This is a genomic window from Serratia sp. CY40230 (assembly GCF_052168835.1).
Classification (GTDB): Bacteria; Pseudomonadota; Gammaproteobacteria; order Enterobacterales; family Enterobacteriaceae; genus Serratia; species Serratia nematodiphila.
The window spans coordinates 57,504-78,483 of sequence record NZ_JBJNLX010000002.1; the positions used below are offsets into that span (position 1 = coordinate 57,504).

At 57.6% G+C, this 20,980-nt stretch carries 19 protein-coding genes; 9 read left to right on the forward strand and 10 right to left on the reverse strand.

Annotated features, from left to right (window positions below; translation table 11 throughout):
- Positions 1-2: 2 nt before the first annotated feature.
- The gene (locus tag ACJ8IJ_RS07510; protein WP_171453721.1) at positions 3-659 is read right to left on the reverse strand and encodes a TfoX/Sxy family DNA transformation protein; all 657 of its coding nucleotides are present in this window, start codon (positions 657-659) and stop codon (positions 3-5) included.
- Between the two features lie 229 nt (positions 660-888).
- On the opposite strand from ACJ8IJ_RS07510, the gene sulA reads away from it, so the two are divergent.
- Together sulA and ompA are read left to right on the forward strand one after the other, a co-directional pair.
- Positions 889-1,395, forward strand: a complete 507-nt coding sequence (sulA, locus tag ACJ8IJ_RS07515; protein WP_015377359.1) for an SOS-induced cell division inhibitor SulA — start codon at positions 889-891, stop codon at positions 1,393-1,395.
- 356 nt (positions 1,396-1,751) lie between these two features.
- Positions 1,752-2,831 (forward strand): porin OmpA, encoded by a 1,080-nt coding sequence (gene ompA / locus ACJ8IJ_RS07520; RefSeq protein WP_004928134.1) that lies wholly within the window; start codon positions 1,752-1,754, stop codon positions 2,829-2,831.
- 102 nt (positions 2,832-2,933) lie between these two features.
- On the opposite strand, the gene matP is transcribed toward ompA, so the two are convergent.
- Positions 2,934-3,392, reverse strand: coding sequence for a macrodomain Ter protein MatP (matP, locus tag ACJ8IJ_RS07525; protein ID WP_004928138.1), 459 nt, complete (start codon positions 3,390-3,392; stop codon positions 2,934-2,936).
- Between the two features lie 210 nt (positions 3,393-3,602).
- On the opposite strand from matP, the gene ACJ8IJ_RS07530 reads away from it, so the two are divergent.
- From ACJ8IJ_RS07530 to fabF, 4 genes are all read left to right on the forward strand, one after another.
- The gene (locus ACJ8IJ_RS07530) at positions 3,603-5,351 is read left to right on the forward strand and encodes an AAA family ATPase (protein WP_004928141.1); all 1,749 of its coding nucleotides are present in this window, start codon (positions 3,603-3,605) and stop codon (positions 5,349-5,351) included.
- A gap of 68 nt (positions 5,352-5,419) precedes the next feature.
- Complete coding sequence (gene fabA / locus ACJ8IJ_RS07535; protein WP_004928144.1) at positions 5,420-5,938, forward strand: bifunctional 3-hydroxydecanoyl-ACP dehydratase/trans-2-decenoyl-ACP isomerase; 519 nt, start codon at positions 5,420-5,422, stop codon at positions 5,936-5,938.
- Between the two features lie 325 nt (positions 5,939-6,263).
- A complete protein-coding gene (locus ACJ8IJ_RS07540) occupies positions 6,264-6,791 on the forward strand; it encodes a winged helix-turn-helix transcriptional regulator (protein ID WP_442518499.1) in 528 nt (175 codons plus the stop codon).
- A complete protein-coding gene (fabF, locus tag ACJ8IJ_RS07545; RefSeq protein ID WP_265261146.1) occupies positions 6,788-8,065 on the forward strand; it encodes a beta-ketoacyl-ACP synthase II in 1,278 nt (425 codons plus the stop codon). Before ACJ8IJ_RS07540 ends, fabF begins: the two co-directional genes overlap by 4 nt.
- A 63-nt stretch (positions 8,066-8,128) precedes the next feature.
- Here the strand turns inward: fabF and rmf are convergent, their stop codons facing one another.
- The 6 genes from rmf to rlmKL all read right to left on the reverse strand — a co-directional run bounded on the left by rmf (position 8,129) and on the right by rlmKL (position 16,186).
- A complete protein-coding gene (gene rmf, locus ACJ8IJ_RS07550; protein ID WP_004928150.1) occupies positions 8,129-8,299 on the reverse strand; it encodes a ribosome modulation factor in 171 nt (56 codons plus the stop codon).
- A gap of 270 nt (positions 8,300-8,569) precedes the next feature.
- A complete protein-coding gene (pqiC, locus tag ACJ8IJ_RS07555; RefSeq protein WP_043137613.1) occupies positions 8,570-9,130 on the reverse strand; it encodes a membrane integrity-associated transporter subunit PqiC in 561 nt (186 codons plus the stop codon).
- Positions 9,127-10,773 (reverse strand): intermembrane transport protein PqiB, encoded by a 1,647-nt coding sequence (pqiB, locus tag ACJ8IJ_RS07560; RefSeq protein WP_049187516.1) that lies wholly within the window; start codon positions 10,771-10,773, stop codon positions 9,127-9,129. The genes pqiC and pqiB overlap by 4 nt, the downstream gene beginning before the upstream one ends.
- Complete coding sequence (gene pqiA, locus ACJ8IJ_RS07565; RefSeq protein WP_015377352.1) at positions 10,760-12,076, reverse strand: membrane integrity-associated transporter subunit PqiA; 1,317 nt, start codon at positions 12,074-12,076, stop codon at positions 10,760-10,762. The genes pqiB and pqiA overlap by 14 nt, the downstream gene beginning before the upstream one ends.
- Before the next feature lie 73 nt (positions 12,077-12,149).
- On the reverse strand, positions 12,150-14,054 hold the full coding sequence (locus ACJ8IJ_RS07570) for an ABC transporter ATP-binding protein (protein ID WP_265261147.1): 1,905 nt from the start codon (positions 14,052-14,054) through the stop codon (positions 12,150-12,152).
- A gap of 5 nt (positions 14,055-14,059) precedes the next feature.
- Entirely contained in the window at positions 14,060-16,186 is a 2,127-nt protein-coding gene (gene rlmKL, locus ACJ8IJ_RS07575; protein ID WP_325962033.1) for a bifunctional 23S rRNA (guanine(2069)-N(7))-methyltransferase RlmK/23S rRNA (guanine(2445)-N(2))-methyltransferase RlmL, read from the reverse strand.
- A 103-nt stretch (positions 16,187-16,289) separates the two neighbouring features.
- Between rlmKL and ACJ8IJ_RS07580 the strand changes: the two genes are divergently transcribed.
- Complete coding sequence (locus ACJ8IJ_RS07580) at positions 16,290-17,393, forward strand: YcbX family protein (RefSeq protein ID WP_325962034.1); 1,104 nt, start codon at positions 16,290-16,292, stop codon at positions 17,391-17,393.
- Between the two features lie 6 nt (positions 17,394-17,399).
- Here the strand turns inward: ACJ8IJ_RS07580 and ACJ8IJ_RS07585 are convergent, their stop codons facing one another.
- Together ACJ8IJ_RS07585 and pyrD are read right to left on the reverse strand one after the other, a co-directional pair.
- Positions 17,400-17,948: a cell division protein ZapC gene (locus ACJ8IJ_RS07585; protein WP_004928171.1), complete on the reverse strand. Its 549-nt coding sequence runs from the start codon at positions 17,946-17,948 to the stop codon at positions 17,400-17,402.
- Between the two features lie 176 nt (positions 17,949-18,124).
- Complete coding sequence (pyrD, locus tag ACJ8IJ_RS07590; protein WP_004928172.1) at positions 18,125-19,135, reverse strand: quinone-dependent dihydroorotate dehydrogenase; 1,011 nt, start codon at positions 19,133-19,135, stop codon at positions 18,125-18,127.
- Positions 19,136-19,393: 258 nt separating this feature from the next.
- On the opposite strand from pyrD, the gene ssuE reads away from it, so the two are divergent.
- Complete coding sequence (ssuE, locus tag ACJ8IJ_RS07595) at positions 19,394-19,972, forward strand: NADPH-dependent FMN reductase (RefSeq protein WP_004928176.1); 579 nt, start codon at positions 19,394-19,396, stop codon at positions 19,970-19,972.
- Positions 19,973-19,996: 24 nt separating this feature from the next.
- Positions 19,997-20,962: a sulfonate ABC transporter substrate-binding protein gene (locus ACJ8IJ_RS07600; RefSeq protein WP_015377347.1), complete on the forward strand. Its 966-nt coding sequence runs from the start codon at positions 19,997-19,999 to the stop codon at positions 20,960-20,962.
- Positions 20,963-20,980: the final 18 nt, after the last annotated feature.

Genomic DNA, 20,980 nt, shown 5'->3' on the forward strand with positions numbered 1-20,980 from the left:
ATTCAGGGCCCGCTTGATGGGCCCTGAACTACTGGCTCATGCCCATAGCGGCGCATAGCCATCGTATGATCGAACCAGCGCACCAGTTCGTTACGCAATTCGGTCGGCAATGCCGCCTGATGATAACCGGCTATCGCGCCGCCCAGCGACAGCAGCACGCGCAGACCCAGATTGGTCTGCTGTTGCAGCAGGCGAAGATAGCTACGTTTAGCGCCATGCAGCCTCAGGTCATAGGCATTGCGAATACCCGCTCGCCATAGCAAGCGCTCCATGTTGACATCTATATTTGGCAACGCCTTCAATCTGCCGTGATCGCCAGCCTTGAGCCGCTGCTCCCGGCGTGCTTCCCTGATGGCCTGCCAGGCCAGCCCTACCAGCTCGTTGCGTTCCCGCCACAGCGACTCGTCAACCCAGTAATAGCGCAAGGTGATGGGCACACCGCGCTTGGAATAGACCATATTGACCATGCCCCGGGCACGAAAGGCCGGTTCCATGCTCGCCGTAGCCCGCAAGTACAATTCACCTTCAGCTACCACCGCAAACATTACCCCTTCAGCCAGCAGCCCATAGCCGCCAAACTGTGATCGTGTTGTGATGGCGCCCAGCGCCGCAAAGCAATTTTTAGCCTGCGCGATTCTTCTCGTCGACATCCTTTTCATAGCGTTCCTCCTTTTTAGGTTCTGACCGTATTATTTCTCTCATCAATGAAAAAAGTAACGTGAACAACTAATTAGAAAAATACGCACTATCCGCCCGCCTGCCAATCACAAAAATCGTCGGTACAAAAAATGATCGCAATTATGCGAGCCGTTACGAAAATTTGGGTTGATCTTATCCTAAATCAGGGATACTGTATAAACATACAGTAACACGACGGGCGGGAACTTTATGCGTACTCAATCACTCTACCAACCTCATTTCGGCCATGGCTCTTATACAACGCGCAATGTTGCGAAGAACACGGATATCGGCAAAGAGAATGGCTTGATCAGTGAACTTGTTTACAACGAGCGCCAGCCCGCAGTGGCTCAATTACTGTTGCCCCTGCTGCTGCAATTGGGCAAGCAGTCTCGCTGGCTTCTGTGGCTGACGCCGCAGCAAAAATTAAGCAAGCAATGGCTGCAGCAATCCGGTCTGCCTGTAGATAAAATGGTACAATTGAGCCAGATCAGCCCGGTGAATACGGTTGAGGCGATGGAAAAAGCGCTGCAAACGGGAAATTACAGCGTGGTTCTCGGCTGGTTGCCCGAGCTAACGGAGGAGGATCGTCTAAAATTAAGACGTGCGGCAGAATTGGGTAATGCCTATGGGTTTATCATGCGCCCTCAACGTGACATTAGCCCGACTCACGGACACTGTTCCACCCTAAAAATTCACTCTTCTTTGTATCATTAAGTAAATTTAGGATTTTTCCCATCATTTTCGCACCCCCTAAGCGGAACCTTTGTGGGGGAAGGCAAAAAGCGAGTCCGGCTGCGGTTTGGCAGGCAAAAACGCTCGATGAATCGCCGCTTTTTTAGGCTAAGAATGTTAGCAAATATGTACGATTCCGCGTTTTTTTTTAGAGCCTTATCACATCACACTTGTAACTTTCGCGCCACGTTGTAGACTTTACATCGCCAAGGTTGCTCTATAACGTCAGAAAAACTGGCGAGTAACAAACGAGGGCTTAAACCTTGGCGAAGGAATTTAACCAAGGGCTTAAACAGCTTTAAAGCTCATTGCCTATTTGGATGATAACGAGGCGCAAAATGAAAAAGACAGCTATCGCATTAGCAGTGGCACTGGCAGGTTTCGCTACCGTAGCGCAAGCCGCTCCAAAAGATAACACCTGGTACACCGGTGCTAAACTGGGCTGGTCCCAGTACCATGACGTTGGCTTCTACGGCAACGGTTACCAGAACGGTATCGGCAACGGCCCAACCCATAAAGATCAGCTGGGTGCCGGCGCGTTCCTGGGCTACCAGGCAAACCAATACCTGGGCTTCGAGCTGGGCTATGACTGGCTCGGCCGCATGCCTTACAAAGGCAGCGTGAACAACGGTGCTTTCAAAGCGCAGGGCGTTCAACTGGCCGCTAAACTGAGCTACCCAATTGCTGACGATCTGGACATCTACACTCGTCTGGGTGGTATGGTATGGCGTGCAGACTCCAAAGCTAACTACGGCCGTACTGGTCAGCGTCTGAGCGACCACGACACCGGCGTTTCTCCGCTGGCTGCTGTTGGTGTTGAATACGCACTGACCAAAAACTGGGCTACCCGCCTGGATTACCAGTTCGTAAGCAACATCGGTGACGCAGGTACCGTTGGCGCACGTCCAGACAACACCATGCTGAGCCTGGGCGTTTCTTACCGCTTCGGTCAGGATGACGTAGTTGCTCCAGCACCAGCTCCGGCTCCAGCTCCAGTTGTTGAAACCAAGCGTTTCACTCTGAAGTCTGACGTGCTGTTCAACTTCAACAAATCTACTCTGAAAGCAGAAGGCCAGCAGGCTCTGGATCAGCTGTACACCCAGCTGAGCTCCATGGATCCTAAAGACGGCTCCGTAGTTGTTCTGGGTTACACCGACGCCGTTGGTTCTGACCAGTACAACCAGAAACTGTCTGAACAACGCGCACAGAGCGTTGTTGACTACCTGGTTTCCAAAGGCATCCCGTCAGACAAAATCTCTGCACGTGGTATGGGTGAAGCAGATGCAGTTACAGGCAACACCTGTGGCTACAAATCTGGCCGCGCTACCAAAGCTCAGATCGCTTGCCTGGCACCAGATCGTCGCGTAGAGATCGAAGTTAAAGGTATCAAAGACGTTGTAACTCAGCCTCAGGGCTAAGTTTACTCGCCTAATAAAAAACCCCGCCAATGCGGGGTTTTTTTTCGTCCTCTTGTTGCCAGAACATTCAATGCCTGGCGCCATAGAGGCGTTCTCACGCGCTTACTTGGGATCTTTGCCAAGAATCGCCTTCAAGTCTTCTTTCAACGACGACATCTGGTTCGCATACTTTTCTTTGCGTTCAGCGTCTTCGATAAGCTGCACGACGGTTTCCGACAGCGTAACGCCACGGCGGCGCGCCAGGGCAGCCAATCGTTGCCAAACCAAAAACTCCAGATCGATAGATTTTTTACGCGTATGCTGATGTTCTGCGTTAAAATGACGTTTGCGGCGGGCGCGGATCGTTTGTTTCATCCGGTTATCCAGTTCCGGATTCATATGAGCGGCAATCCATGCAAGTACCTTTACCGGCTCATTTTCCAGCTTCAGCAGCTCGTTAACCGCCTCCTGAGCAGCGCTGTTTTCAATGTAGCGGGTAATGAGTTCCCCTTCCCGATGCTTTTTCACCAGGTACTTCCATTTCCAACCGCTCTCCAGATTTTCCAGTTGCTGATATTTCATCTTGAGCTCTTCAGTGACCGCGTAACTTCAAATAAGCATAACAGCTTTGCGCCGAATTTCCCCGGCAATTAAACCGTCTTTTAGACTGTTTTTTGCACAGTCACCGCGCGATGTCAAACTCCCTGATGCCAACTGGCACTCCACATGTATCAAGCCGCCGTTATTCTTGTATAATCGCCCTTTCCCTTTTTAACGATTGCATCTAACACTTTGACCAATAACCGACTTGAATGGCAATCTTTATTGCCGGACGTAACGCCTTATCAGGCGATATTTGATACCGCCGCTCAGTTGGCACCCGTGCCCTTTTCCGCCATTCAGCCTCGGCTGGAAAATGCCCTGACGCTATTTTGCCACCCCCAATCGCCACCGCGTTTCATGCTGTTGAAAGCGCAAGAAACGCGAGAGTATCTGGAACTGATCGCTCACGCCGTCAAACCACTGCTGCCGAAAAATACGGCATGCCGCGGCAGCCACTATGTCATTCAGGATGGCAAGGTCAGCGTCGAGACAGCCAGCCGTGGCGATGAACCTTTTGCCGCCGGCGGCGCTTGTCTGTTCCAGGAGTGGATTGAACCGGAACAGCTGTTTGGCTGCGTACGGATCCACAATGGCGACATTACCCTGCAGCCGGGTCTGGTGCACCAGGCCAACGGCGGCATTCTGATTCTGTCGGCGCGAGCGCTGCTTGCTCAGCCGTTGCTGTGGCTGCGGCTGAAGCAAATGATCGGCCAGCGCCAGTTCCACTGGGTTTCGCCTGACGAAACCCGCCCGCTGCCGGTAGCCATTCCACCGATGCCGCTGGATCTGCGGCTGATTGTAGTCGGCGACCGTCACGGCCTGGCCGATTTTCACGATATCGAGCCGGAACTGAGTGAACAAGCGATCTACGGTGAATTCGAAGACGATCTGCAGCTGACTGAAGTTGATGATATGGCGCAGTGGTGCGGTTACGTCAACGGCGTGATTGCCGACCAGCAATTGCCGATGCTGGCGAACGACGCCTGGCCGCCGCTGATCGTCCAGGCGGTGCGTTACAGTGGCGATCAGGGCATTCTGCCACTCTCGCCGGTTTGGCTTGGCCAGCAGCTATCCGAAGCCGCACTGTATGCCGAAGAAGATCGCATTACGGCCAAAGCGTTCGAGGCGGCGTTAAATGCCCGAGAATGGCGTGAAAGCTACCTGGCCGAGCGTATGCAGGATGAGATTGAGTTGGGTCAGATCCTGATTGAGACCGAGGGTGAAGTGGTCGGACAGATCAACGGTCTGTCAGTCCTGGATTATCCCGGTCATCCACGCAGCTTTGGCGAACCGTCACGGATCAGTTGCGTTGTGCATCTCGGCGACGGCGAGTTCACCGACGTCGAGCGCAAAGCCGAACTGGGCGGCAACCTGCACGCTAAAGGCATGATGATCATGCAGGCGTTTCTGATCGCCGAACTGGATCTTGATCAGCAGCTGCCCTTCTCCGCTTCCATCGTCTTTGAGCAATCTTATGGTGAAGTGGACGGTGACAGCGCCTCGCTGGCTGAGCTATGCGCATTGGTCAGCGCCCTGTCACAGCAACCGATCACCCAGCAGATCGCCGTCACCGGCTCCGTCGACCAATTCGGCAACGTACAGCCGATAGGTGGCGTTAACGAAAAGATCGAAGGTTTCTTCGAGGTTTGCGTACGCCGCGGCCTGACGGGCAAACAGGGTGTCGTATTGCCCGTGACCAACGTGCGCCATCTGTGTCTGCGTCAAGATATCGTCGATGCGGTGCGCGAGGGGCAGTTCCATCTGTGGGCGGTAGAGAGCGCGGCGGAAGCCTTGCCTTTGCTCACAGGTTGCCTCTACTCTGACGAACAACAGCCGAATTTGTTGGCGGCCATTCAGGAACGGATTGCGCAGGTGAGCCTGCAGGAACGCCGTCGTCCGTGGCCGCTGCGCTGGCTCAACTGGTTCAACCACGGCTGATCGGACTTGTTCAGCGTACACGTGTTAGCTAACCTGCGTCCTTCATTAAAATAAGGCTTACTGAGAACATGGTAGATAAACGCGATTCCTATACGAAAGAAGACCTCGAAGCATCCGGCCGTGGCGAGCTGTTCGGCGCCGGTGGCCCACCGTTGCCGGCAGGTAACATGTTGATGATGGACCGCGTGGTCAAGATGACCGAAGACGGCGGGACTCACAACAAAGGTTATGTGGAAGCGGAGCTGGATATTAATCCGGACCTATGGTTCTTCGGTTGCCACTTTATCGGCGATCCGGTCATGCCAGGCTGTCTGGGCCTGGATGCGATGTGGCAGTTGGTTGGTTTCTACCTCGGTTGGCTGGGTGGCGAAGGCAAAGGCCGCGCGCTGGGCGTTGGTGAAGTCAAGTTTACCGGCCAGGTGCTGCCAACCGCGAAAAAAGTGACCTACCGTATTAACTTCAAACGCGTCATCACCCGTAAGCTGATCATGGGCGTCGCCGATGGCGAAGTGCTGGTTGACGGCGAAGTGATCTATACCGCCACCGATCTGAAAGTGGGTCTGTTCAAGGATACCACAGCGTTCTAATCACGCAGACGAGAGGGCGGCCATCGTCTTCTGTGCTAATGCTCTTCGCATGCCATCACGCCCAGCGTGATGGCATTTCTTTCTCTTATCGTTTAAAGACTACCTACCTCCTTTAATCGCCCGCTACCGAACCGATTTATCCCTCCCGTCTCTACCCTTTTCCTACCCGAAACGGTCAAAGCCACAGGCCAATTTGAGCGCCCCCCTCCCACAGCCAGCTATCGACACGATAGCGTTTTTTGCATCCGGTTATTTTCTTGCCCCTTAAAATCACCTAGTATAGCCACCCATGTAACTACAATAAATGTACCAACTAAGGGCCGATATGCAAAAAACCCGCTTTAGCGATGCACCTTGCCCCGTCGCACGTTCATTAGATCGTGTCGGAGAATGGTGGAGCATCCTGATCCTGCGTGATGCCTTTCAGGGGTTATCCAAATTCGACGAATTCCAACAAAGTCTGGGGATGTCACCGACTCTCCTGGCCCGGCGACTAAAGGATTTGGTAGCCCACGGCATTCTGCATAAGCAACGTTATCAAACGCGGCCGGTTCGCTATCAGTATCTGCTCACCGAACGCGGCAACGATTTTCTCCCCGTGCTGGCAGCTCTCTCAGAATGGGGCAATCGCCATTTGCTCGACGGTGACATTAGCGCCTTGTTAGTCGACGGCCGCACCGATCGGCCGATCCAGGTCCAATTGGTCAATGTCGATACCCAACAGCAGGTGCCGCCGCAGTTTATTACGTTGGCACCAGGGCCTGCGGCAAATGAAGGCATACATCAACGCGCCGCACTGATGCGGCAACGGCGCCTCGCCGATTTATCCGAACTTACCAAGGAGTCGTCATGAGCAATCGTCGTATCGTTATTACCGGCATGGGCGCCGTTTCACCGTTAGGGTGCGGCGTGGAGACCATCTGGCAACGTTTGTTAAAAGGAGAGTCCGGCATTCGGGCTTTGCCTGACGAGATCGTTGCAGATTTACCGATCAAGGTCGGAGGTCAGGTTCCGGCGCTGGCGCAGGATGCTGAAGCGGGCTTCAACCCCGACGCTGCCGTCGCCCCCAAGGAGCAAAAGAAAATGGATCGCTTTATCCTGTTTGCCATGGCGGCGGCGGATGAAGCCGTTCGTCAGGCCGGCTGGATAGCCGATACGGAGGAAAAACAAGAGCGCACCGCCACCGTCATCGCCTCGGGCATTGGTGGCTTCCCGGCGATTGCCCAGGCGGTACGCACCACCGACAACCGCGGCGCCAAGCGCCTGTCGCCCTTCACCATCCCCTCTTTCCTGGTCAATCTGGCGGCCGGCCATGTTTCCATCAAGCATCACTTCAAAGGCCCGATTGGCGCACCGGTCACCGCCTGTGCGGCCGGCGTGCAAGCCATTGGCGACGCTGTGCGTCTGATCCGCAATGATGAGGCCGATATCGCGCTGTGCGGCGGTACCGAAGCCGCTATCGACACCGTCAGCCTGGGCGGATTCGCCGCCGCGCGCGCTATGTCCACCGCACCGGCCGAGTTGGCAAGGCAGGCTTCCCGGCCTTTCGACAGTGCACGGGACGGATTTGTCATGGGGGAAGGTGCCGGCATGCTAGTGATTGAAACGCTGGAACACGCGCGGGCGCGCGGTGCCACACCGCTCGCGGAAATCGTCGGTTATGGCACCAGCGCCGACGCCTACCACATGACCTCCGGTGCCGAAGACGGCAACGGTGCTTATCGGGCGATGAAAATCGCGTTGAGGCAGGCGAACGTCGCCCCAGAAGAGGTCCAGCATTTAAACGCACACGCGACCTCAACGCCTGTGGGCGATCTGGGCGAAATCAATGCCATCAAACACCTGTTTGGCACGACAGGGAGCATCGCGGTAACCTCGACAAAATCCGCCACCGGGCACCTGCTCGGCGCCGCCGGGGGGCTGGAAACCATCTTTACCACCTTGGCGCTGCGCGATCAGATCGCCCCCGCGACGCTGAATCTGGACAATCCCGATCCGGCGGCGGCAGGTTTACACCTGGTCGCGAAACGGGCTGAATCGATGAATATGACCTACGCCTTATCGAACGGCTTCGGCTTTGGCGGCGTGAATGCGAGTATTCTACTGAAACGCTGGCAGGACGAGTAAACGGCACAAACAAAAACCTCCGCCAAGGGCGGAGGTTATTCCTTTTATTTGACAGGGAGCCGCTTAAGCGGTCACAGCCCTGTCTTCCATGGCTTCTCGCCAACCTCCCAGCCATTGAGACCGGGCGTCCACCGATGATTGGTAGGGACAATGTTCCCTGGAACGCCCTAAAATACCTGCCTGATACCCTCTCGAATGCGCCCTTTCCAGACGATCGCGTTTCTGTCTCTTCATGCCTCGTTTCCCTCATTTTGGTCTGGTGGAAAGAAAACAATGGCTGCTTTTTGCGCAGCCACGAGTAATCAATAGCGCTAAAAGAAGAGAAGATCAATGCGCAAAATTCACGCCAATGTCATATTTGTGAGCTACGCCCGAGGAAAGTGCTAAGTGGCTGATCTGCTGGGAAAGGGGTTAACTGTTTGAAATGAAATATAAATCCCTGCCAGCGAGAAAAAACGGATTTTCACGCCGACAGGAATTAGACGATTTTAGACCAAATTATGACTAAATGCCGCCCATCTGTGCTGCGATAGCCTGAGCTTCCTGCTGCCATCCCTGCGCCAGAGTGCGCACCAGGGCATCATAGCCGTCTTCACCCTGTTTCAATTCCAGGCTGAAAGGCCGTTTGATCAAGCGCCCCTGACGATTCAGCACCCACTCGCCGCGAATGATCGCCTTGCCGTCAAAACGGCCGTGGAAGCCGCTGATGGTCACATTCAGCACATCCTGATCGCTGCTCATCGGCTGCGAAGAGACCACCCAGCCCGGCAGCGCGCTGCTCAGGTTGGTGACCAGCGTTTGCTGCAGCTGCTGGTCGAGCGGGCTGGCCCACAGGTTGTTCTGGGCTATCACATACTGTACGTCGTTGGTCTGATACACCACGCCGCTCTGCGCCAGATAATCCGCCACGCTCACGTGTTCCAGCCACAGCTGGCGCGTGGACGCGCCGCTGCTGCTGGCCGCAGCAGGCGCACCCAGCGCCGGCAACTGATAGTAAGTCTTCTGTGGCGAACTGCTGCAGGCGCTGAGCAACAGCGCCAGGGCTACCGGGATCCATTTCATCATTTCGTGGCCTTCTTCGGCTGAGGGTCAGTGCTGCCGGCGGCTTCAAACACCAGCGCGTTGCTCTTCTCATTCAGGGTGCGCAGCACCGGTTGCAGCTCACGCAATACCTGATCGAGGCGCTGCATGTCGCCCACCATCTTGTTGTAAGCCGGTGAACCAGGCTGGAGCCCTTTCATGCTGCGGTTCAGCTCCAGCAGCGTTTTCTGCATGTCCTGCGGCAGCGCCTGCATCTCTTTGCTGGCGATGATGTCGTTCAGCGACTTCATGGTCTGCTGCGTCGACTTCATGGTTTTCTGACTTTCCGCCAGCGTCTTGGTCGCTTCGTTGATCATCGGATTGATCGGCATCGAATTAATCTTATCCAACGTCTGCATCAATTTCTGCTGGATCTGCGCCAGACCGCCGCTGGTGGTCGGCATCAGCGGATAACCGAACAGCTCGCGCGGCCCTTTCCACGGTTTTTCCTGCGGATAGAAGTCGAGATCGATGTACAGAGAACCGGTCAGCAGGTTGGCGGACTTCATCGAGGCGCGCATGCCGCGAGACTCCGCATCTTTCAGGTGCCCTTCAATATCGAAGTTGCCGCCCAGCTGTTTCTGGAAGCGATCCGGCTCGATGCGGATCAGCACCGGAATGCGGTAATCGTTATCCAGACGCTGCGCCATGCCGTCTTTATAGAACGGCACCTGCGCCACCGTACCCAAACGGATGCCGCGGAACTCGACCGGCGCGCCCGGCTGCAGGCCGCGTACCGAGTCGGAGAAGAACAGCAGGTAATCCTTATGCACGGTATACAGCGAATCCTGCGTGCTACGCTGGTTGTCGAACAGCTGATATTCCGCCTTCTCTTTCGCCTGATCGCCGCGATCCCAACCGTCCGGCACGTCAAAACTGACCCCGCCGCTGAACAGCGTGGTCAACGAGCCCATCTCCACCCGCATGCCCTGCGCCGACATGTCAAACGCCACGCCGCTGTCTTTCCAGAAGCGCACGTTGGTGGTGACCAACTGATCGTAAGGCGCGGTGATGAACAGCTGATAGCGCATAGCGCGCTCTTTAGGATCGAAGTAGCTGGTTTCCACCGACCCGACGCGATAACCGCGGAACAGCACCGGATCGCCGGCGTTGAGCTGGCCTGATTTCTCGCTGTCCAGCACGATGCGCAACCCTTTGGCGTCCGGGGAAGCCAGCGGCGGCGCATCGAGCAGCTGATAGTTGTCTTTGCCGTCTTTGCCTTTGTTGCCCGGCTGCAGTTCGATATAGGCGCCGGAGAGCAGCGTGCCCAGCCCGGAGACGCCTTCACGGCCGATCTGCGGCTTCACCACCCAGAAAGCGGAATCCTGGCGCAGCAATTTTTCCATGCCGGAATTGAGGCGAGCCTGCACCATCACCTTGCTCAGGTCATCGCTCAACGTGACGGTTTCCACCACGCCGACGTCAACGCTGCGGCTTTTGATTTTGGTTTTACCCGCTTCCAGCCCTTCCGCCGTCGAGGTCACCAGCGTCACCACCGGCCCCTGATGGCTGAAGTGGTAAAACAGGATCCAGGCGCCGATCAGCGCGGTCACGATGGGAATGATCCACACCGGCGACCAGCGTTTGATCTTCTCAACGTCTGCGACGCTATGATTATTTTCCGTCACCTTGCGGCTCCTTGTTGATTGTTTCACTTGCGCGATCCCAGGTCAGCCGGGGATCAAATGTCATGGCGGCGAACATGGTGAGGATCACCACCAGCGCGAACAGCACGGCGCCCGTCGCGGGATAAATGCTCATCAACTGCCCCATTCGCACCAGCGCCGACAGCACGGCGATCACAAACACGTCGATCATTGACCAACGGCCAACGAATTCGACCACTTCATAAATCAGATGCATACGCTCGCTGTCGGCGCGCGGTTTCTTCCTGCCGTTCGCATCCCAGCACAGCCAGCCGATCGCCAACATTTTCAGCGACGGCACCATGATACTGGCGATGAAAATCACCATCGCCACCGGATAAGAGCCGTCCCCCCACAGCAGGATCACCCCCGCCATGATGGTGGAGTTCATCTTGTTGCCCAGCGCCTCGGTCACCATGATCGGCATCAGGTTGGCCGGAATATACAGCATGACAGAGGTCACCAGCAGCGCCAGCGTCCACTGCAGGCTGTGACGACGCCGCACGTAGCCCTTGGTGTGACAGCGCGGACAGCGCACCTGATCGGCCGGCAGGATCGCCGTGCAGCACGCGCAAGAGCGCACGCCCTGGCGCATGCCGGTGCGCCCCACCGTCAGCGGGCGATGCAGTCGCGGCGCCGGTTCGATATCCTGCCACAGCCAGCGCCGATCCACGCACTGGAAGGCGCGCACCTGCAGCAGGCAGAACAGGCAGTAAGGCACGAAGCTACTGCCGATGCCGATATCGCCGTAGGCCATCAGCTTGACGAAGCTGACCAGCACCCCGGCGAGGAAAATTTCCACCATGCACCAGGTCTTGAACTGGAATAGCACCCGAGCCATCCACTCTTTGAGCCCCAGCGGCAAGCGCACTCTGGCGCACAGCAGGATAATCGCCACCATGCAAAACGCCGGGATCAGCTGCACGAACACCATAAACAAGGTGGCCATGCTGGCGTAGTCTTCTGCCACCATCACTTCCGGGATTTGGATCAGCCGGATTTCGTTGCCGAGGCCGGCGACGCGCATGTTGATAAACGGGAAAATGTTGGCCAGCACCAGCATGAACAAGGCGCTGAGCGCGTAACCGATCGGCCGCTTGCGCGGCTCGTCCCAGCGGGCGCTGAGCGTGGTTTTGCAGCGCGGGCATACCGCTTTGCTGCCATAGGCCAGCGGCGGCAGCGCCACCAGCATGTCGCACTGCGGACACAGCATCAGGTTATCCTGCTGCGCCGCCGAGGGTGCGGAATGACTATGCTGCTGATGATTGTTGTGGGAACACACCATATTCCTCCTAAATAACGTCGCTCACCGGCACGTCGATGCCGCCCGCAGCAGCGCGCGGGCGGCATCGCAACGGTCAGCCGTTTTTCATCGCTTCCAGCTCTTCCCAACGGGCGAAAGCCTGTTCCAGCGTTTGCTCGGCATCAGCCAGCGCCGTCAGCACTTCTTGCGTTTCGCTATGCGGCCGCGTGAAGAAGTCGGCGTCGCTCATCTGCGCCTGCAGCGCTTCGATTTCCGCTTCCAGCTGTTCGAGCCGCTGCGGCAACTGTTCCAGTTCGCGCAGCAGGTTGTAACTCAGCTTGGCCGCCGTTTTCTTCGGCTGTTCGGCCTTTTTCTCCGCCGCCGGTTTGCTCGCGCTCGGCGCCGCCTGACGAATCGGTTTCGCCGTCGCGCGCTGATGATGCGCATCGTAGTAACCGCCGACGAAGGCATTGATCACGCCGTTGCCTTCGAAGATCCAGCACTCGGTCACCGAGTTGTCAACGAACTGACGATCGTGGCTGACCAGCAGCACGGTGCCCTGATAGCCGTCGATCAGCTCTTCCAGCAGCTCCAGCGTTTCGACGTCGAGATCGTTAGTTGGTTCATCGAGGATCAGCAGATTGCTCGGTTTCAGAAACAGCTTAGCCAACAGCAAGCGGTTACGCTCACCGCCCGACAGCGCCTTCACCGGCGTCATCGCGCGTTTCGGGTGGAACAGGAAGTCCTGCAGATAGCCCAATACGTGGCGAGGACGGCCGTTGACCATCACTTCCTGCTTGCCTTCCGCCAGGTTGTCCATCACCGTGCGCTCAGGATCGAGATCGGCGCGGTGCTGGTCGAAATAGGCCACTTCCAGCTTGGTGCCGCAGTGCACGCGGCCGCTGTCGGCTTTCAGCTGACCGAGCATCAGTTTCAGCAGCGTGGTTTTGCCGCAGCCGTTCGGCCCCACCAGCGCAATCTTGTCGCCGCGCTGCACCTGGGCGGAGAAACCGCGCACCAGCACCTTTTCGCCAACCTGATAATTGACGTCTTCCAGCTCGAACACGATTTTGCCGGAGCGGGTCGCCTCTTCCACCTGCATCTTGGCGGTGCCCATCACTTCGCGGCGCTGCGAGCGCTCGACGCGCAGCGCCTTCAGCGCGCGCACGCGGCCTTCATTGCGGGTGCGGCGCGCCTTGATGCCCTGACGGATCCAGACCTCTTCCTGCGCCAGCTTGCGGTCGAACTCGGCGTTTTGCAGCTCTTCCACCCGCAGCGCTTCTTCTTTGCTCTGCAGATAGAGATCGTAGTTGCCCGGCCAGGAAACCAGCTTGCCGCGATCCAGATCGACGATGCGCGTCGCCATATTGCGGATAAACGAACGGTCGTGCGAGATGAAGACGATGCTGCCGTCGAACTCTTTCAGGAAACCTTCCAGCCAGTCGATGGTTTCGATATCCAGGTGGTTGGTCGGTTCGTCGAGCAACAACACGCGCGGCGAGCTCACCAGCGCGCGGCCCAGCGCCGCTTTGCGCAGCCAGCCGCCGGACAGTGAGGAAAGCTCGGCGTCGCCGTTCAGCCCCAGCTGCAGCAGCACTTCGCTGATGCGGCTGTCGAGCTGCCACAGCCCCTGGTGATCGAGGATCTCCATGATTTGCGCCATGCGCGCCAAGTTTTTCTCGCTCGGATCGCTTTCCACCAGGTGGGAGATCGCGTGATAGGCCTTCAGGTGTTCTGCCTGCTCCGCAACGCCTTCCGCCACGAAGTCGAACACGCTGCCGCCGATATTGCGCGGCGGATCCTGTTGCAAACGCGCCACGATCAGATCCTGTTCGTAGATCACCCGGCCGTCGTCCAGCGGGATCTCTTTGCCGAGGATCTTCAGCAGCGTGGATTTGCCGGCGCCGTTGCGCCCGACCAGACACACGCGCTCGTTGTCTTCAATATGAATTTCGGTGTTGTCTAACAGTGGCGCATCGCTGAAAGAGAGCCAGGCGCCGGACATGCTGATTAACGACATAGTAATTATTTTCCTTCGCCGGCGTGAGTCACCAGCCAGCAGTTGTGGATCTGACGGTTACGGGCAAAATCCTGCGACAGCGTCTTGGCGGTGATCTCTTTCGCCTCCAGACCCAACGCGCTCAGCCCTGCCATATCCATTTGGAAACCGCGCTTGTTGTTCGAGAACATGATGGTCCCGTTGCGGCGCAGCAACCGTTTCAAATCTTTCATCAGCGCCAGATGATCGCGCTGCACGTCAAAGGTGTTCTCCATCCGCTTGGAGTTGGAGAACGTCGGCGGATCGATGAAGATCACGTCGAACTGTTCATTGGCGTTGCTCAGCCAAGACAGGCAATCGGCCTGGATCAGCCGATGCTGACGGCCGGTCAGGCCGTTGGCGCGCAGGTTCTTCTCCGCCCATTCCAGGTAGGTGCGCGACATGTCCACCGTGGTGGTGCTGCGCGCGCCGCCCAGCCCGGCGTGCACGCTGGCGGTGCCGGTATAGGCGAACAGGTTGAGGAAATCCTTGCCGCCGCTCATCTCGCCCAGCATACGCCGCGCGATGCGGTGATCGAGGAACAGGCCGGTATCGAGATAGTCGGTCAGGTTGACCCACAGCTTGGCGTTATACTCTTCCACCAGCAAGAACTCGCCCTTCTGCGCCAGCTTCTCGTACTGGTTTTTGCCCTTCTGCCGCTCGCGGGTTTTCAGGATCAGCTGATTCGACGGCAATTCCAGCACCGCCAGCGTCGCGTTGATCACATCGAACAGGCGCTGACGCGCCTTCTGCGCATCGACGGTTTTCGGCGGCGCATACTCCTGCACCACCACCTTGCTGCCGTAACGGTCCACCGCGACGTTGTATTCTGGCAGATCGGCATCGTACAGGCGGTAGCATTCAATGCCCTGCTGCTTCGCCCACTTGTCGAGCTTCTTCAAATTCTTGCGCAGACGGTTGGCGAAATCTTCCGCCACCTGCACGCCGCCGGTAGCGGTGCCGGTCGGGCTTGCCGCCAGCTGATAGTTTTTCTGCACGCACTCCAGCGGGCCGTTCTTCGCCTTGAACTGGCGCTCGGCGCGCAGCTGCAGGCAGCTCAACAGCTCCGGCGAGGCGCTGAACAGCGAAAGCTGCCAGCCGCCGAAGGCGCTTTTCATCACGCGGCCCAGCATGTTGTGCAGCGCGATCAGCGCCGGTTCGCTTTCCAGACGCTCACCGTACGGCGGGTTGCTGATCACGGTGCCGTGCGGGCCTTCCGGCAGCGGGTTGGTCAAGCGCGCCACGTCGCCGACGTTGAAGGTGATCAGCTCGGCGACGCCGGCACGGCGGGCGTTGCCGCGCGCCATTTCAATCACCCGGCGATCGATATCGGAGCCGAAGAAGCGAGAGGCGGTTTCCTGCAGGCCTCGGCGTGCGCGCACCTGCGCTTCGGTGGTGACTTCACGCCACAGTTCGGCGTTGTGGCCGTTCCAGGCGCTGAAGCCCCAGTGTTGGCGGTGCAGGCCCGGCGCGCGATCGGCGGCGATCATCGCCGCTTCGATCAAGAGCGTGCCGGAGCCGCACATCGGATCGAGCATCGGTGTGCCCGGCTGCCAGCCGGAACGCAACACGATGGCGGCCGCCAGGTTTTCCTTCAGCGGCGCCTGGCCGGTGAGATCGCGGTAGCCGCGCTGGTGCAGGCCTTCGCCGCTCAGATCGAGCGCCACGCTGGCCATATCGCGTTGCAGGAAGACGTTAACGCGAATATCCGGCTGCTGCTTGGCGACCGTCGGGCGTTGGTCTAGTTTACGGGTGAAGCTGTCAACGATGGCGTCTTTCACCTTCAGCGCGCCATACTGGCTGTTGCGGATCTCTTCGTTCACGCCGCTGAAATGCACGGCAAAGGTTTTATCCACGCCAAAAATGCTCGGCCAGTCGATCGCCTGCACCCCGAGGTACAGATCCAGATCGCTGTGCACGCGGAATTCGTTCAGCGGCAACAGAATGCGTGAAGCCAGGCGGCTCCACAGCAGGCTTTGGTACAGAAGACGATCGTCACCCTGAAAATGTACCCCGCCCTGCACCACTTTGCAGTCGTGAGCGCCAAGCGCTTCCAGCTCGCTTTTTAACAGTTCTTCCAATCCACGCGCCGTGCTGGCAAACAGAGAGTTCATATCGTACTTATCACCAAAAAGAAAATTGTTGCGCATTATAGCTAATCCGCACCGCTTGTCATAAAGTTGCTCCCTTCTATTTAATCATCGCACGGAGATAAGGGTGATCACGCTTTCCAGACTCTACGTCCATCCGGTTAAATCACTGCGCGGCCTGCAGCTTTCCTACGCCCAGGTCGGCAGCAGCGGTCTGGCCTTCGACCGCAACTTTATGATCACCGAACCGGACGGCACCTTTATTACCGCGCGCCAATATCCGCAGATGGTGTTGTTCACGCCGGCGCTGTTGCCGGACGGGCTGTTTCTGACCGCGCCGGACGGTGAAAGCGCCGCCATTCGCTTCAGCGACTTCGCCGCCGCGCCGCAGCCGACCGAGGTGTGGGGCAACCATTTCACCGCGCTGACCGCGCCAGATGAGATCAACCGCTGGCTGAGCGGCTATTTCCAGCGCGACGTGCAGCTGCGCTGGCTGGGGTCGGAGCTGACCCGCCGGGTGAAGAAGCACCCCGAAATCCCGCTGACGTTTGCCGACGGCTATCCTTATCTGCTGATTAACCAGGCTTCGTTTAACGATCTGCAGCAGCGTTGCCCCGGCAGCATCAAGCTGGAGCAGTTCCGCCCCAATCTGGTGGTGAGTGGCGCCACGGCCTGGGCCGAGGACGGCTGGCAGGTGATCCGCGTCGGCGACGTGATGTTCGATCTGGTGAAACCCTGCAGCCGCTGCGTGCTCACCACCGTCAGCACCGAGCGCGGCCGCAAGCACCCGAGCGGCGAACCGCTCAGCACGCTGCAAAAATTCCGCTCCGCCGACAACGGCGATATCGATTTCGGCCAGAATATGATCGCCCGCAACAGCGGCATCATCCGCGTGGGCGATACGGTGGAAGTGCTGTCGACCAAGCCGCCGCGCCCTTATGGCGCAGGCAAAGTGGTGGAGAGCGTGCAAGCGCCGCAAGACAGCGCACATAGCGTCACGATCGAATATGAAGGAAAGGTGTTTACCGGCAACAACCAGCAGATCTTGCTCGAACAGTTGGAACAGCAAGGCATTCGCGTGCCTTACTCCTGCCGCGCCGGGATTTGCGGCAGTTGCCGCATTACGTTGCTGAGCGGTGAAGTCGCACCCCTGAAGAAAAGCGCGCTGGGCGACAACGGCACCATCCTGTGCTGCAGCTGCATCCCGAAAAGTGATTTGACCCTGGCGTAAACCGCCTTATACCGCCCTGTCGTAAGCCGGGGCGGCGCTTTCATCCTGTGCGCAGGGCTTCAGCCGATCGTGCATCACCTTGATGGCGTCGCCCAAGACCATGGTACGGCCAGCGACCGTCAGCTGATTTTGCGCCAGCAGGCACAGGCTGGCGTTATCCCCTGCCTCCACCACCAGCAAGCGCGCTTCCGCGCCGCTCTCCATCACTTTCACCGCCGCCAGCTCGCCGTTTTTCGGCTGCAGCGGGTAATGCTGCTGCGAGAAATGCCAGCTCTTTGGCATCAGCGGTTTCAGGAAGCGATAGGCGACCAGCGCATTCAGCACCAGCTCGGCGCGCTGTTCATGGCTAAGCTTGACCTGCTTGCACTGTTCTTCATAGGTGAAATAAAGGGCGGCGTCATCCACGCAAAAAGCACATTCATCAAAGGCGTCCGGCGTTAACATTTTGGCCGGGAAACGTGAACGAAAGATCATACCATTAGCTAAATCCAGCATTAGCCGATCGTGTTCGGCATCAAAATACCAACGCCAATTATCGTCAGGTTTTATCTTCATTTCGTATCCTTCTCGCTGCCTATGCCAACGCCGCACTCACCCTAAAAGGCGATTTTATCACCGATGAAATCGCTTAAACATCGGATAATTCCGCGAACGATATTTAAGCTAACGAACAAAATATAGACGAGCCGGGGGCAGAAATAAACCCCCGGAATAAAATGAGAGGAAAAATATTAGATATGGGTAACGATATCTTTAATCAAACGCGGGCCGTGATAGATAAATCCGGAATAAATTTGCAGCAGGCTCGCGCCGGCCTCCATTTTTTCGCGCGCCGCCGTCAGCGAATCGATGCCGCCTACGCCGATAATCGGCAGGCGCCCCTGCAGTTCGGTGGAGAGACGACGGATAACTTCGGTGCTGCGTGATTGCAACGGACGCCCGCTTAACCCGCCCGCTTGTTCGCAGTAATTCAACCCCTGGATCAATTTTCGATCCAACGTGGTATTGGTGGCGATCACGCCATCGATATTATGCCGCACCAGGCTATCGGCAATTTGGATCAATTCTTCTTCTGAAAGATCCGGCGCGATCTTTACCGCCACCGGCACATATTTGTGATGACGCGCATGTAATTCCTGCTGCTTATTTTTAATCGCAGCCAAAAGATCGTCCAGCGCTTCGCCATACTGTAAGGATCGTAACCCCGGCGTATTCGGTGAAGAGATGTTAATCGCGATATATCCGGCATACGGATAAACTTTATCCATGCAGATCAAATAATCGTCTTTGCCCTGCTCGACCGGCGTGTCTTTATTCTTGCCGATATTGATCCCAAGAATGCCGCCGAAATGGGATTTCTTAACGTTTTCAACCAGATTGTCCACGCCATGGTTATTGAACCCCATGCGGTTAATCAGGCCTTCCGCCTCAATCACGCGGAACAAGCGCGGCTTGTCGTTGCCCGGTTGCGGACGCGGCGTCACGGTGCCGACTTCCACATGGCCGAAGCCCATCGCGCCGAACGCATCGATGCATTCGCCGTTTTTATCCAGACCGGCGGCCAATCCCAGCGGGTTTTTAAACGACAGCCCCATGCAGTTGACCGGTTTGGTCGGCACGGACTGACGGACAAGAAACGCTAATGGGGTGCCGGTAATACGGCTGAGCTGACGAAAGGTCACTTCGTGCGCGCGCTCCGGATCGAGCTGGAACAACGCTTTCCTGATGAGGGGGTAGTACATGGACTCTCCTGATTTCCCGGTTGCAAACCGGGGGCGTATTATCCGGTATCCCCCGCCTAATTGGAATTGATTAAAGGCAAAAAAAGCCGTTTTTACGCAATCGTTTTCTCTCTTCACCGCCAAATCGGCGCTAATCCGCTTTTGCGCATATCCAAATCAAAAAATGAGATTTAAAAAACGCGCCCGGTTGCTGGTAGGTTTAAAACACTTCCCATTGATTTTCTAATTAAACCTAACTTTTAGTTATAAGGAGTGGCAATGCGCGTTATATCACTGGCCGGTAGCCCACGCATCCCATCACGTTCCGCCGCGCTGCTCTCGCTGAGTCAGAACTGGCTGCGGCAGCAAGGGGTGGAAGTGACGGCCTATACCCTGCACGACTTTGACGCCGAAGATCTGCTGTACGCCAACTTCAACAGTCCGGCGATCAAGGCGTTTGCCGAACAGCTGGCGCAGGCCGACGGCCTGCTGATTTCCACGCCGGTTTATAAAGCGTCGTTCTCCGGCGCGCTGAAAACCCTGCTGGATCTGCTGCCGGAACGCGCTCTGGATCATAAGGTGGTGTTGCCGCTGGCGACCGGTGGTTCGATCGGCCACATGCTGGCGGTGGACTATGCGTTGAAACCGGTACTGGCGGCGCTGAAAGCGCAAGAGGTGTTGCACGGCGTGTTCGCCGACGACAGCCAGATCCAGCTGACCGACGAAGGCGCCACGCTCACCGACGCCGTGGCCGCCCGGCTGGAAGAGGCACTGGCCAGTTTCTATCTGGCGCTTGGCCGCCGCAAACCGCCGGCGCTGCGCGTCGCCTCGCCACTGGCGGCGCGTCAAACCGCCTGAAACGCCTGGAAAAGGAGAGCCTGAATGAAACAACGCATCGCTTTGCGGCGTTGGCTGAGCGCCGCCGCCTTCACCGGCCTGCTGTCGCTGGTTTGGGCCAACGCCGCCGTCGCTCAGGATCCGGCGCAGTTCCGCATCGGCTACCAAAAAGGATCGGTCAGTCTGGTGCTGGCGAAGAGCCACCGGCTGCTGGAGGAACGTTTCCCCGCCACCCGCATCAGTTGGATCGAGTTTCCCGCCGGCCCGCAAATGCTGGAGGCCTTGAACGTCGGCAGCATCGATCTGGGCAGCACCGGCGATATTCCGCCGATCTTCGCGCAGGCCGCCGGGGCCGATCTGCTGTATGTCGGCGTTGAGCCGCCCAAACCGAAGGCGGAAGTGATCCTGGTGCCGGAAAACAGCCCGATCAAAACCGTCGCCGATCTGAAAGGCCATAAGGTCGCGTTCCAGAAAGGATCCAGCTCACATAACCTGCTGCTGCGATCGCTGCAAAAAGCCGGACTGAAATTTACGGATATCCAGCCCGCCTATCTGACGCCCGCCGATGCGCGCGCCGCATTCCAACAGGGCAACGTCGATGCCTGGGCGATCTGGGATCCTTATTATTCCGCCGCGCTTCTGCAGGGCGGCGTGCGGGTGCTCGGCGACGGCACCGATCTGAACCAGACCGGCTCCTTCTATCTGGCGGCGCGCCCTTATGTCGAAGCCAACGGCGCCTTTATCAGCCAGGTCCTGACGGTGCTGACCCAGGCCGATGCGCTCACCCGCAGCGACCGGGCGCAAAGCGTGACCTTGCTGGCCAACGCCATGGGGCTGCCGGAACCGGTGATCGCCAGCTATCTGGATCACCGCCCGCCGACCGCCATCACACCGCTCGATGCGCATACGATCGCCGCACAGCAGCAAACCGCCGACCTGTTTTACGCCAACCGGCTGGTGCCGGTGAAGGTCGACATCTCGCAACGCATCTGGCGCCCAAGCGCGCAATAAATACGGGAGAGCATTGAC